The sequence below is a fragment of the Polyangiaceae bacterium genome, from assembly GCA_016715885.1.
Classification (GTDB): Bacteria; Myxococcota_A; Polyangia; order Polyangiales; family Polyangiaceae; genus Polyangium.
On the sequence record JADJXL010000001.1, the window covers coordinates 553169 to 566134 of the forward strand.

Below are 12966 nucleotides of genomic sequence, written 5' to 3' on the forward strand. Positions count from 1 at the left end.
TTCATGCGCTGCACGAGGCAGGCGCGGGCTATCTCTTGGGTTGTGGGGTAGTCACGAGGAAGCGGTTGCGGTTTTTCGCGGCCGCATCACCGGCGCTTTTTTTTTCATCCTCACCGGCAGCACGAGCGTACGCGCGTGAGAACTGTGGGCCAAAAATAATCATATACGTTTCCTTCTGCTCTCCAGCGTAGTCGCCATGGACCACCTCGTAGAGCTTCCAGAGCGCCTCGAACTTGTTCGAGAACAGCCCACCCTTCTTGCCGCGTCGCTCGAGATCTTCCTCGATGGTCTTGGGTGACAACTTCGTCAGCAGCGTGCGCACCCCCTCCATCACGCCGTTGATGAGCGCCACTTGGTGCTGCATCACGTCGATGAAGATGGTCTGAAGCTGCCTCGGTGCGTCCGGTCCACCCTGCCCACCAAGAAGCACGTTACCAAGTTCCTTCTCGTCCTTGGCCGCTTCGACGTGATTGCCCTCTTCAGGCTGATTGTCACGCGCAAGCACCTCGGTCTCGAACTCTTGATAACCGTCGCGCAAGCTCACGAAGCACTTGAGGAACACTTCCATCACGTCGCGCAAACGCTTGGCGAACATCAAGACGTCTTCGACGCTGTCGATGGGCTTCGAACTCGGTGCGAGCGTGCGTGACAATTCCGCCATCGCCGCAAGCGCCGCCGTCGCCGCACTCGGCTCGGCAAACATGCGCGGATTGACGCCGTAATACTGCGCGATCTTCTGAAAGTCCGGCTCGCCAGCGATCGCTCCATGCTCCATCGCCAGCCGCTTCAAATAATTCTGACGAACATCGTCCTGAAGGCGCGGCAAGTGATCGTAGATCACGCGATACACACCAACCCACGCCGCTCGATACGACTCGATGTACGGCTGAAGCTGCCGCATGTACGCGTCTTCGGCACCCGGCGCGATCGGCTTGTGCTGCTGCTCCTTCCACGCTGCTGCAGCTCCACCAGACTGATCGAAGTCGAGCACCGTGCCGTCTTTCGGTGCCTCGCGCTTCTTCGGTGCAACATCCGCAACCTGCATCCGAATCACGATCGGACCAATCGTGAGCTCGGGTGAACTCGTGATGTCGACGGGCGTGTCGCGCGTCATTCGCCTGCCCGAAAACACCGTGCCGTTCGTCGAACCAAGATCCTTCGCGATGATCTGTTTGTCCCGTACTTCGATGGACGCATGAAATTGCGACACGTACGGACGATCGATCGGCAAGTCGTTCAACTGATTGCGGCCGATGCGGACAGGGAAGCGTTCGTACGTCACGTCGAAGCTTTGGTTGGCCTGGGTATCGATGACCCGGGCCACGAGCGCCACCGCCATGCGGCGAGACTAGCCACCTTCACTTCAAAAGTAGAGCCCCCACGCTCACCCTCCCCATTTCCACGCCCACCTACCAATCCACGATCGATCCTGTTTTCTTGACCAGTACACCTACATGGTGCGACCTTGTCTGACATGAGCCTACTCCACAGGATTCCGCCTCTCGTGTCCGCTCTTGCGTTCGGGTACGGCGTTGGGATGACCGCGCCTGAAACGGCCTTGGCGCCAGTCCGCGCGGCCGTTGAGGAGCATCGGGAGTCAGGCGGGACATCGGGGATGTCGTATCCCGCGCCGCATCGTGGATCGGCTGCGGCGGTAGCTCCGCCCACACACAGGGCGCAGTCGGCGCGCGACGGTTTTGCGGCACGAACGGGCGGGCCTGAATCCCGCGAGCTCGGGCGTTTGCGCGAAGTTGGTCCAGCCGACGCGGCACGTGGCGAGTCGTGTGAGATCGAGCGTCCTCTGTTTTCAAGGCCGCAGCGGCTCGCGTCTGCCGGTGCCGAAGTGAATGTTACGGATCCGGACGATCTCGACATGGCAGGCACCGAAGCGTTGTCGCGTCTGCAGATGCCGGACCTGAAGCTGACGATCACGCGACGAACGCTGAAGTATGTCAACTTCTTCGCACGCACCGACAAGGGGCGGCGCATGTTCGAGACGTGGCTCAAGCGCAGCGGCAAGTTTCAGGATTTGATCCAGCACGAACTGCGTGAGTGGCGACTGCCCGAAGATTTGATTTGGGTGTCGATGATCGAGAGCGGCTTCGATGCGCGCGTGAAGTCTCCGGCGGGAGCGATGGGCCTCTGGCAGTTCATGCCCGCGACTGGAGCGGTCTACGGGCTCGTGCAGAACAAGCACGTCGATCAACGCAAGAATCCCAGACTTGCGACGACGGCCGCAGCGCATCACCTGCGCGATCTCTACATGCGTTTCGGGAGCTGGGACTTGGCGCTCGCTGCCTACAACATGGGCTACGAGCAGCTCCTCGATCGCATCGATCGATACGGCACGGCGGACTTCAACGAGCTCGCACGTCAAGAAGCGCTTCCGCGCGAGACGGCATCGTACGTTCCGAAGATCGCCGCTGCGGCGCTCATTGCGAACAACCTCGAGCGGTTCGGATTCGACCAAGTCGAGATCATGCGTCCGCTCGACGTTGCAGAAATCGCGGTGCCCCCTCGTTTGTCGCTCAAAACGCTGGCCAAGGCAGCGGGCGTGTCTGTCAAGACAATCCGTTCCCTCAACCCGGACTTGCTTGGTGACAAAGTTCCTCCGGGCCATGGTGACTTCATCGTCAACATTCCGCCCGAAGGTTTGTCGCGAGCGCATGCCATGTTGCCGGTGCTTTTGCAGACCGAGCCGGTAGCGATCGACGACGCAGCCGTTCTCGATCCCGTCGACCTCGTGGGTGGTCGAGAAGCGCGTCTCAAGTCATCGCGCGGCGAAGGCAGCCTGCTTTCGTTGCTCCCGCCGTACAAGAAGCGCAGGACGCTCCGTGATCCGATCGAGGGCCTCGTTGTCGCCGACGACGACGCGCAGGACGATGATGTTTCCGGCTCGGTCGAGCCGCGACGTCAGGTCAAGCGAAGTGGACGCAAGACGCTCCTCTACAAGGTTGGTCCGGGCGATACGCTGCTCGGCATCGCACGTCAGTTCGCCATGGATGTGGACGACGTAGCGAAGGACAACCGCATCGATGAAGACGCGAAGCTGCGCGCCGGCGCGATTTTGAAGCTGCGTGTCAAGCCGTCCGTACTCAGCTCGCTCGATGATCGTGTCGAGGTCTCCGAGCGTGGAGACAAGTCGGATGACGCAGGGCGAGGTTCGGATGTGCAGGGGGCGAAGCCATCGCATGGAGAACAGGCGCGCCCGAAGACCGAAGCCAAACGTGCTCCGCGCGACAAGGCTTCCGCTGCACGCACCGACCGGCCCCGCGGCTGACTCCCTGCGTCGATCTTTGCGACGACTCCTGAACGCAACCACTGCACATCGTTGACGATCCGACGAGGGATACCCACGGCCACGATCCTGTGTACGATGCGTGCGCCATGAGCATGCTCGTCGAAGCCAAATCCATCATCAAAAGGCTCTCTCGCGTCTGCACCGCAGCACTCGAGGCAGCCGTCGTTCAATGTGTCACTGCACGGCACTACGAGGTGACCGTAGAGCATCTGCTTCTTGCACTGCTCGACGACGCGAACTCGGACGTCGCGTTCCTCGTGATGCACTACGATCTCGATCCGGCCCGTCTGCGCACCGCGCTGCAACGGAGCCTGTCGGATCTTCGCACCGGGAACGCGGGCAAACCCGTGTTTTCCCCGACGATGCTCGAGTGGATGCAGGACGCGTGGACGGTGGGCTCCGTCGAGTACGGATTCGCCAAGGTCCGCAGCGGCATGCTCTTCGCTCGCCTCTTGATCCAGACGAGCCGCTACACGATGAGCGGCATCGGCGCGCTGCTCGAAGGCATCTCGCGCGAGGACATCAAGACAAACCTGCAAAAAATCATTTCGGGCTCAAAGGAAGAAGCCGAGTCCATTCCCGCTGCGGCAGGTGGCGCTGGTGGTGCATTGGGCGCCGGTGGTTTGCCCCAGGGTGCAGCGAGCGCGTCGGCAGATTCGGCGCTGGCCAAGTACTGCGTCGACTACACGGGCCGCGCTCGCGCGGGACAGATCGATCCCATCTTCGGACGCGAGAGCGAGATCCGACAGATGATCGACATCCTCGGTCGTCGTCGAAAGAACAACCCGATCATCGTCGGCGACAGCGGTGTCGGTAAGACGGCGCTCGTCGAGGGCATGGCGCTCATGATCGTGAACAACCAGGTCCCGCCGCTCATGCAGGGCGTCGAGATCCTGGGCCTCGATCTCGGTCTGCTTCAGGCCGGCGCAGGCGTGAAGGGCGAATTCGAGAACCGCATGAAGCAGGTCATCTCGGAGATCAAAGGATCGCCCAAGCCGATCATTCTTTTCATCGACGAGGCGCACACGATCATCGGCGCAGGCAATCAGCAAGGCGCGGGCGACGCGGCCAACTTGCTCAAGCCTGCTCTTGCGCGCGGCGAGCTGCGCACGATCGCTGCGACGACGTGGGCCGAGTACAAGAAGTACTTCGAGAAAGACGCAGCGCTCGCTCGACGCTTCCAGCCGGTGAAGGTGGACGAACCGAGTGAACCGGTCGCCATCACGATGCTTCGCGGTCTGCGTTCCAAGTTCGAAGAAGCGCACAACGTCATCATCACGGACGAAGCCGTCGTCGCCGCGGTCAAACTCTCGGCGCGCTTCATCTCGGGCCGCCTCCTCCCCGACAAGGCCGTCGATCTTCTCGATACGTGTTCGGCGAAAGTGAAGATCGCTTTGCAGCAGAAGCCGGCGCAAGTCGAGGACATCGAAGTTCGCATTCAGACGCTGTCGACCGAGCTCGCCGCACTGAAGCGTGATCGAGAAGCAGGCATCACCCTCCTCGAGCCGGAGCGCATCGAGCAACTCGAGGAAAAGATCGCGAAGTCCAAAGAGGAGCTCGAGAAGGTCAGCGCTGCATATGCGCACGAGTCCGAAGGTGCCAAGAAGGTCCTCGAAGCGCGCAAGCGCATGAACGAGGCGAAGAGCGAAGAAGAGCGCGATGCGATTCGCAAAGAGGTCGTTGCGGCGATCGACGAGCTGCACAAGGACCAAGGCGAAGTTCCGCTCATCAGGCCCGACGTCGACGAAGCGATGATCGCAGCGGTCGTCAGCGCGTGGACGGGCATTCCTGCCGGCAAGATGCAGTCGGACAACGTCAGAGCGCTCGTCGAGATGGAGCATCGTCTCAACTCGCGCATCAAAGGTCAGAACCACGCGCTCGAAACGGTCGCCAAGGAGCTTCGCTCTGCACGTGCAGGTCTGAAGCCTTCGAACACGCCGATGGGCGTCTTCATTTTCGTCGGCCCATCCGGTGTCGGCAAAACGGAGACGGCGCTCGCGCTCGCGGACATGCTCTTCGGCGGCGAGCGCATGATGGTCACGATCAACATGAGCGAGTTCCAGGAAAAACACACGACTTCCCGGCTCATCGGCTCACCTCCCGGATACGTCGGTTACGGCGAAGGCGGCATGCTCACGGAAGGCGTGCGCCAACGTCCGTACACCGTGGTTCTTCTCGACGAATGCGAGAAGGCGGATCCGGACGTCATGAACCTGTTTTACCAAGTGTTCGACAAGGGCATGCTCACCGATGGAACGGGCCTTCTCGTCGACTTCAAGAACACCGTCATCATCATGACGAGCAATCTCGCGACGGACAAAATCACCAACCACGTCGTCAGTGCGTGGGAGGAAGGTCGTGAGCCGGTCATTCGCGAGATCTACGAAGAGATCAAACCGACGCTGTCGGCGCACTTCAAGCCTGCGCTTCTCGCGCGTATGACGGTTGTCCCGTACATCCCGATCTCGCCGAAGGCCCTTGGAGAAATCACGCGCCTCAAGCTCAACGCGCTCGTCGATCGTTTGAAGAAGAGTCAGAGGATCGACGCGTCATACTCGGATCGCATGGTCGATCTCATCGCGAGTCGGTGCACGGAAGTCGACACGGGCGCACGCAACATCGACCACATCCTGCGCGCATCTCTCTTGCCGATGCTTTCGCAAGAGATCCTCGGCAAGATGGCCGAGGGAATTCAGCCGAAGAAGCTCTTCATCGACATCGACGATCAGAAGAACTTCACGGCGACGTTCCCGGAGTGATCTGATTTTCCACCGATGAAGCAAGGCTCCCCGCGCTCGTCGTGCGAGGGGAGCCTTTGTTTTTGAGCAACGCTTTTCGCTCGCACATCCGGATGGGCGAGCGTCGAGCGCAGACTTCGAACCCAAAATTCTGGGCCACTTGGCTCGCCTTCCGATAGAAAGGAGAGCCATGGCGGTCTTAGCGTCGTTTACCCATCGGATGCGCAGGCGTGCGGCCCACGTCCTCGTTGGACTTGGTCTTGGCATCGGCCTCGTCGTCGTTGGGTCGTTTGGGATGGGTTGTGCACAGGCTCCTCCGCCGGCTGCGCCGAAGCCTTGTGACGTGCAGATCGTCACGCTTCGGATTTACGCAGCGGACAATATCAATCCGAACGAGAACCAGAATCCTCGCTCCGTCGTCATTCGGCTCTACCAGTTGAAGGACGAGATGCGTCTGCAGAACGCGAGCTACGACGAGGTACTGCTCACGGACAAGGACGTGCTTGGCGAAGACATCGTCACGCAGGACGAGGTCGTGGTTTTTCCGAACGATCTGGTCGAGATCAAGTTCGAGCGGGCCAAGGAAGCGAGTGTTTTGGGGGGAGTTGCACTCTTTCACGGCCCGAAGGGGATGAGCTGGAAGACGTTCTACGCGTTTCCGCTGATGCCCGGTGAGGCGCAGTGTGCGGGGCGTGAAGCCGATGGCGGGGCGCCAAACGCAGATCCGCGTGTGTCGTTTTTTGTCGAATCCACCAAGCTCGACAATGGCAGCGAATTCGACGAGTCGATGTTTCCGAACGCGACCTCGGTTCGCAAAATCAACCTACCCAAGAAGTCGGCAGGGGATTCGCCGAAGCCCGCCAATTCGGCGCCTTGAGCTCGGAGCCTTGCGTGATGTCGTGTCCCCATCCGCTCCACGTCGTTGCCGCCCGGGTGCCCAAGGTACCGGGCGAGCGTTCGAGACACGCCCTATCCTCGACTCGCGTCCTTTGGGGGGCGAGTTCTGATAAGACTGACCGGGCGATATGATCCACCCGCGCAAGCCCGTCTGGACCGAGGGGCTCTTCATGACCCCTCAGCATTTGCAGCAAGGGGACCAGTATCACGAAGCATTGCTTCAGGCGCGGACGAACGCCCTGCTCAGTTACCCATGGGGTGTGGCGGGCGTGCAGTTCGACGAACGCGCGCTCTCTGCTGGGCAGTTGAAGCTCGTCAAGTGCCATGGGTTTTTCCCGGACGGCACACCGTTTTTCATCGGTGATCGGGGCGAAGACGCCGTCGAAGCTCGGCCGCTCGAAGGGGTTTTTCCCGCAGCACTCGAAGCGCTCGACGTGTTCATCGCAATCCCCCAGGTGCGCGAAACGCATCCCAACATCGCGCTCGATCCATCGAAGGCGAATCCCGCGATTCGTTTCGTCGCAGCAACGACGACCGTGCCCGACATCAACACGGGACGCAGCGACACCGCGGTCGTTTGGGCTCGTTACAACTTGCGCATCCTCTTCGGCACCGAGCCTCGTGACGCGTATCAGACCGTGCGCATCGCGCAGCTCGTGCGTGATCGAACGGGCGCGATCGTCCTGAAGAAGACGTTCATTCCTCCCATCCCGCACATCGGCAGCTCGGACCACATCATGTCGGGGCTGCGCCGGATCTTGTCGGCGATGGTGGGCAAGCAGAAGTCGTTGGCCGAGGGGCGCAGGATGCGTACCGCGGCGTCCGTGGACTTTCAGTTCTCGGACACGGCGAAGTTCTGGATGCTCCACACGCTCAACGCGTTCATCCCTGCCGTGTCGCACATGGTCGATCACGGCAACGCGCATCCCGAGGACTGCTACGTGCTCATCGCATCGCTCATCGGCGAGCTCTGCACGTTTGCGGCCGATGGTGATCCGACGGGGCTTCCGAAGTTCAATTACTTGGACCTCGAAGGAGTTTTCGAGCCGCTCTTCGATCGAGCGCTCACGCTGATCTCCGCCGTGCTTGCGGAGAACTACACCGTGGTGCCGCTGGAGAAGCGCGAGGACGGCATGTACCTCGGCAAGTTCGAGGATCCGAAGCTGCCGCGTACGCACGAGTTGTTCCTCGAAGCGAAGGGTGCGGACGAAGCGACGCTTCGCGAACGTTTGCCGCGACTGCTCAAGATGGGGTCGTGGACGCAGATTGGATACATCCTCAACGCCGCCATGCCTGGTGTGCGTGTGGCGGTCGAGTACCGGCCTCCGGGGGCCATTCCGGTCAAACCCGGAGTCGTCTACCTGCGAATCGATCAGGCGGGTGACTATTGGAACGACATTCTCGGCTCGGGAACCGTTGCGATTTACCAGCCGATCGATCCGCAAAAGGTCGATCTGCGGCTAATCGCCGTGCAGGGTGGCAAGTGATCGAGGGCGTGGCTGTTCAATTCATGGGGCGCGCATGAGCCTGTCGCAGTCGATGTATTGGGTGTGTTCGGACGTCTTGTCGCTGATCCTTCAGCTCAGGAACTCTCGCGAGCTTCCTGCGCCCGACATTCTGCAGCGTCGTGTTTTGCAGCTCTTCGACACGATGATGCAAAACGGTCGCGAAGCGCGGATTCCCGAGCAGGACATGATCGACGCGAAGTTTGCGCTCGCCGCCTTCGCCGACGAAGTCATCTATCACTCGAGTTGGCCTGGAAAAACCCAGTGGTTGAGCAACCCGCTGCAGCTTCAGTTTTTCCAGCTCAACACCGCCGGTGATCAGTTCTTCGTGAACCTCGACAACCTGCACGGGCAGCGCAATCGGGCCCATGTCGCGCAAATTTACTTCCTCTGTTTGGCCCTTGGCTTTCAGGGGAAATATCGTCTGCGTCACCAGGAAGGATTGCAGGCGGTGGTTGAAGGGCTCGGCAACTATGTGGCGCTCGCGGAAGGGGCAAACGATCAGCTTGCTCCGAACGCAGAGCGCAAGGACGGCGGCGGAAGCGCTGTTCGTCGCGAGTTGCCGTATGTCTTCATCGCCATCGGCTTTCTCATCTTGGCCCTGATCGTGATCTTCATCCTTTGGCTGGTCATTGGCTCGAACGCCGACTCCACCGCAGATGAAATCAAGCGCCTGCTCGGTGGTGGGAAGTAGCGTCAGGGGGACCTGGCAAAGGACCGAGGGAGAAGTCCCATGTGGTTGTGGATCCTGAGCGCCCTGTTCCTCGCCCTCGTTTGGGGGACGTGGTTCATTTTAAGGCCAACTGGGCCGGGGCCTAGCGCCGAGGTTTTTCCGACGTGGATCCCGATCGTCGTCACGGTCGTCGTCGTCGTCGGACTCGTTGGGCTCGTCATTTATCGACGTGTGCGTGCAGCTCGTGCAGCTCGTGCGCTCGAGAAGGCGATTGCACAGCAAGCGCAAGAACAAGCGCTCGCTGCAAAGCCCGAACGACGGGCGGAAATCATCGCCCTGCACAACCAACTTCAGGAAGGCATCAAGGCTCTCAAAGCCTCGAAGCTCGGCGGTGGAGGCAACGCGCTCTACTCCCTTCCTTGGTACGTCATGGTTGGCCCGCCCGGCGCTGGCAAGACGACCGCCCTTCGTCACTCGGGTCTCCAGTTCCCGTACCTCGATCCACAAGGTGGTGGTGTTCAAGGTGTCGGCGGCACGCGCAACTGCGAGTGGTGGTTCACGAACGAAGCCATTCTGCTCGACACCGCGGGTCGCTACACGACCGAATCGGACGATCACGACGAGTGGATGGCGTTCCTCGAGCAGTTGCTCAAGTACCGTCCTGACAAACCGATCAACGGCGTCATCGTTGCGGTGAGCATCAGCGAGCTCGTCGATGCCAGCGAAGAGCAGGTCGAATCCGTTGCGAAGAAGGTGCGCGCTCGCGTCGACGAGATGCAGACGACGTTGAAGATGGTGCTGCCCGTCTACGTGATGTTCACGAAGATCGATCTCGTCTCGGGGTTCGTCGAGTTCTTCTCGGACCTCAAGAAGAGCGAACGCGGACAAGGGTTTGGCACGACCATCAAGCTCGATGCGAACAAGGCCGAGCCTGGAAAGATTTTCGACGAGGAGTTCGACGCTCTCGTCGAGCGTGTGCACACGCGATCGCTGCGCCGCATGGCGACGGAGCGGAACCGAGCGGCCAAGGAAAAGGTTTACCAATTCCCGCTCGAGTTCGCGGCCATCAAGCACAACATGTCGTCGTTCTTGAACCTCGCCTTCGCGCCGTCGAAGACCCCGAATCAGGCTACGCCGATCTTGCGCGGGTTTTACATGACGAGCGGTACGCAAGAGGGCAAACCCCTCGATCGCGTCCTCGGCAGTATGATGAGCGCGTTCGGTCTGAAGCCCACCGCGGCCGCGAGCGACGACTTGGATCTGAACGCGGGTGCAACGGAATCGAAGAGCTACTTCCTTCGCGACGTGTTCATGAACGTGATCTTCCCGGATCACGACATCGCAGCGCGCACGGCGGCGGAAGTTCGCCGGCAACGATTCCAGCGATTTGCAGGTGCCTTTGCCGCCGCACTGCTCGGCATGCTCTTGCTCATTCCGGCGATCCTCGCGTTCTGGAACAACCGCGCGCTCGTTGCCGAAACCTCACGCGTGTCGAAAGAAGCGGCTGCGGTGAAGTGGACCGATGGCAACACGCCGCCCGTCGACAAAATCGACAAGCTCGACAACATCCGCGCGCACGCTCAACTCCTCGATCAGTATCGCGAAGAAGGTGCACCGGTCAGTTACCGGTGGGGCATGTACCAGGGAGACAAACTCTTCGAGCCGACGAAAGATCAGTACATCGCGTCGCTGCGTGAAGGGTTCGTCAAACCGGTACGAGCGCGACTCGAGGAACGTCTCGCGGGAGTCACCGGCGCCAAGTACCTCGAGGAATACAACGACCTCAAGACGTACTTGCTGCTCGCCGACGAGAACAAGGTTCACCTGCTTCCCGAGTCCGAAACGGCATGGGAGACGGGCCGGCTCCTGCAGCTCTGGACCGATACGCTGCGTCAGACGACGGACCTTTCCGAAGCGGATCTGAAGGCGAAACTTCTTCCGCACGTGAAGTATTACGTCGACCTGTTGCGACGTGGTGCATCGACGACCGAGACGCTCGACAAGGCTCTCGTCGAACGCACGCGTGACATCTTGGCGCGCGTTGGTCCTGCCCAACGCTTCTACGACCGATTCGTCACGAAGCTCGAATACGAGAAGTACGACGAGAACGGTCCGGACGATAAAGAGAACCTCAAGTATCCCCCCATCTCGCTCGACGAGCTCTTCTCGGATCGTCGTGAGGTGCTCGGCAAGGTCCGAAGCTCGCAGAAAGAGCGAACGGGCAAGTGGCTTCAGGTGCGTGGGCCGTACACGGCCAAGGGTCATGCACAGGTCATCGCGTCACTCGAAGAGGGCCTCACGGTTCTCGATCGTGAGCGCTGGGTCGTACCGCTGACGCAAGAGGAAGAGCGTCAGGGTGACAAGATTCAACAAGCGCTTGCTCGCGTTCGCCAGGACTACGACGCGCAATACATCCGCGAGTGGGTCGAGTTTTTCCGGGACATCCAGGTCGAAATTCCTCCGAACAACAAGGAAGCGATCGAAGAGTTCCGCGTCCTGTCGACTCCGGATTGGCCGTACCAGCGGTTGTTGCGCACGCTCGAGGACAACACGCAGTTCGACCTCGTGCAGAACCAAGCTGAAGAGCAGATGTATCAAGACGGTGGTCTGCTCGATCAGATCAAGGAGCGAGCGCGGCGACGGATTGATTCGAAGGCGAGCGGCGCACTCGGAACTTCCGGTCGCATTACGGACCTCGTGAAGATGGGCGGTCCTGGTGCTCGTGGCCCGCGTGATCCGATTCCGGACAAGTTCCGTTCGATGGTGCGTTTCGGCGTGCCCGAAGTGCCGCCGCAGACGGCCGAAGGCGTTCCGCCGCCGCCTCCGAAGCCGGCCGAGCTTTCGCGATACGTCGGTCATCTCGAAGGGCTCGCTGCAGAGATGGGCGGCATCGAAGATGCTCCGCCTGGACAAGCGAGCACGCAGGCCGCGCGTGAGAAGTTTGGCGAGGCCATTCGCGAGACCGAAAAGTTGCTGCTCAAAATGGATGAGACGGGTCAGGATCTCATGACGCCGCTGCTCATGAATCCGCTCCGTCAGGCGTACAAAGCCGTCATGCGCAGCGCGGGTGGTTCCGCGAGCGGTTTGTGGGAAGTCGTCGTGTGGCCTCCGTTCCGCGACAACCTCAAGGAACGTTATCCGTTCGATCTTTCGGCGTCGCGCGATGCTTCGTACGAGGACGTCGTTGCATTCCTCAAGCCGAAAGACGGCATCCTTTGGGGCTTCTACGACCAGTACCTCGACGACTTCCACATTCGCGTCGGGCACGACTTCGTTCCGAAGGGTGGACTCGAGGGACGGCCTCGTCCGGCCAAACCTTTCACGCCCTTCAATGCGCTCCTCTATCCGTGTTTGAAGCGCGTTCACGAGATCACGGATGCTCTCTGGCCCGAGGGCGCAGGGGACAAACCCAAGGTCACGTTCCACATCAACTTGAAGACCGTGAGCCCGATCGTCAGCGAGGTGCTTTTCGAGGTGGATGGTCAGAAGCGCCTGTATCGCAACGAGAAGGAGTTCTGGCACACGTTCGTTTGGCCGGGCGAAAAGCAGACGGGTGCGCGTATGCGCATTCGAGGTGCTGGTGGTCTCGACGAAGAACTCGTTCGCGAGGGCCCGTGGGGCATCTTCCGTCTCTTCGAGGCTGGTACGACGACTGCGGAGAAGGACAAGGACAACGTCTTCACCGTGACGTGGCAGATGACGGCGCCTCCCGTCATCGTGACGATGGAAGTGCGGCCGACGCGCACCAATCATCCCTTCTCGAACAGCTTCTTCCGCGCGACCAATTGCCCGCCGTCGATCGGCGACAGCTTTGGCGGCAAGAAGTGATTCCCCATCGACAGCGCATCATTC

At 60.6% G+C, this 12966-nt stretch carries 7 protein-coding genes; 6 read left to right on the plus strand and 1 reads right to left on the minus strand.

Going from position 1 to position 12966, the window contains the following annotated elements:
- Positions 1 to 28 precede the first annotated feature (28 nt).
- Positions 29 to 1339 (minus strand): FHA domain-containing protein, encoded by a 1311-nt coding sequence (locus tag IPM54_02410; protein MBK9258669.1) that lies wholly within the window; start codon positions 1337 to 1339, stop codon positions 29 to 31.
- A 135-nt stretch (positions 1340 to 1474) separates the two neighbouring features.
- Here IPM54_02410 and IPM54_02415 point away from each other — a divergent pair, with 135 nt between their 5' ends.
- The 6 genes from IPM54_02415 (at position 1475) to tssM (ending at position 12942) form a co-directional block, all read left to right on the plus strand.
- Positions 1475 to 3280 (plus strand): transglycosylase SLT domain-containing protein, encoded by a 1806-nt coding sequence (locus tag IPM54_02415; GenBank protein ID MBK9258670.1) that lies wholly within the window; start codon positions 1475 to 1477, stop codon positions 3278 to 3280.
- Between the two features lie 113 nt (positions 3281 to 3393).
- Positions 3394 to 6060: a type VI secretion system ATPase TssH gene (tssH, locus tag IPM54_02420; protein ID MBK9258671.1), complete on the plus strand. Its 2667-nt coding sequence runs from the start codon at positions 3394 to 3396 to the stop codon at positions 6058 to 6060.
- A 169-nt stretch (positions 6061 to 6229) separates the two neighbouring features.
- On the plus strand, positions 6230 to 6916 hold the full coding sequence (tssJ, locus tag IPM54_02425; protein MBK9258672.1) for a type VI secretion system lipoprotein TssJ: 687 nt from the start codon (positions 6230 to 6232) through the stop codon (positions 6914 to 6916).
- A 148-nt stretch (positions 6917 to 7064) separates the two neighbouring features.
- Entirely contained in the window at positions 7065 to 8423 is a 1359-nt protein-coding gene (tssK, locus tag IPM54_02430) for a type VI secretion system baseplate subunit TssK (GenBank protein ID MBK9258673.1), read from the plus strand.
- Positions 8424 to 8457: 34 nt separating this feature from the next.
- Positions 8458 to 9135 (plus strand): DotU family type IV/VI secretion system protein, encoded by a 678-nt coding sequence (locus IPM54_02435; protein MBK9258674.1) that lies wholly within the window; start codon positions 8458 to 8460, stop codon positions 9133 to 9135.
- A gap of 39 nt (positions 9136 to 9174) precedes the next feature.
- A complete protein-coding gene (gene tssM, locus IPM54_02440) occupies positions 9175 to 12942 on the plus strand; it encodes a type VI secretion system membrane subunit TssM (protein ID MBK9258675.1) in 3768 nt (1255 codons plus the stop codon).
- Positions 12943 to 12966 lie beyond the last annotated feature (24 nt).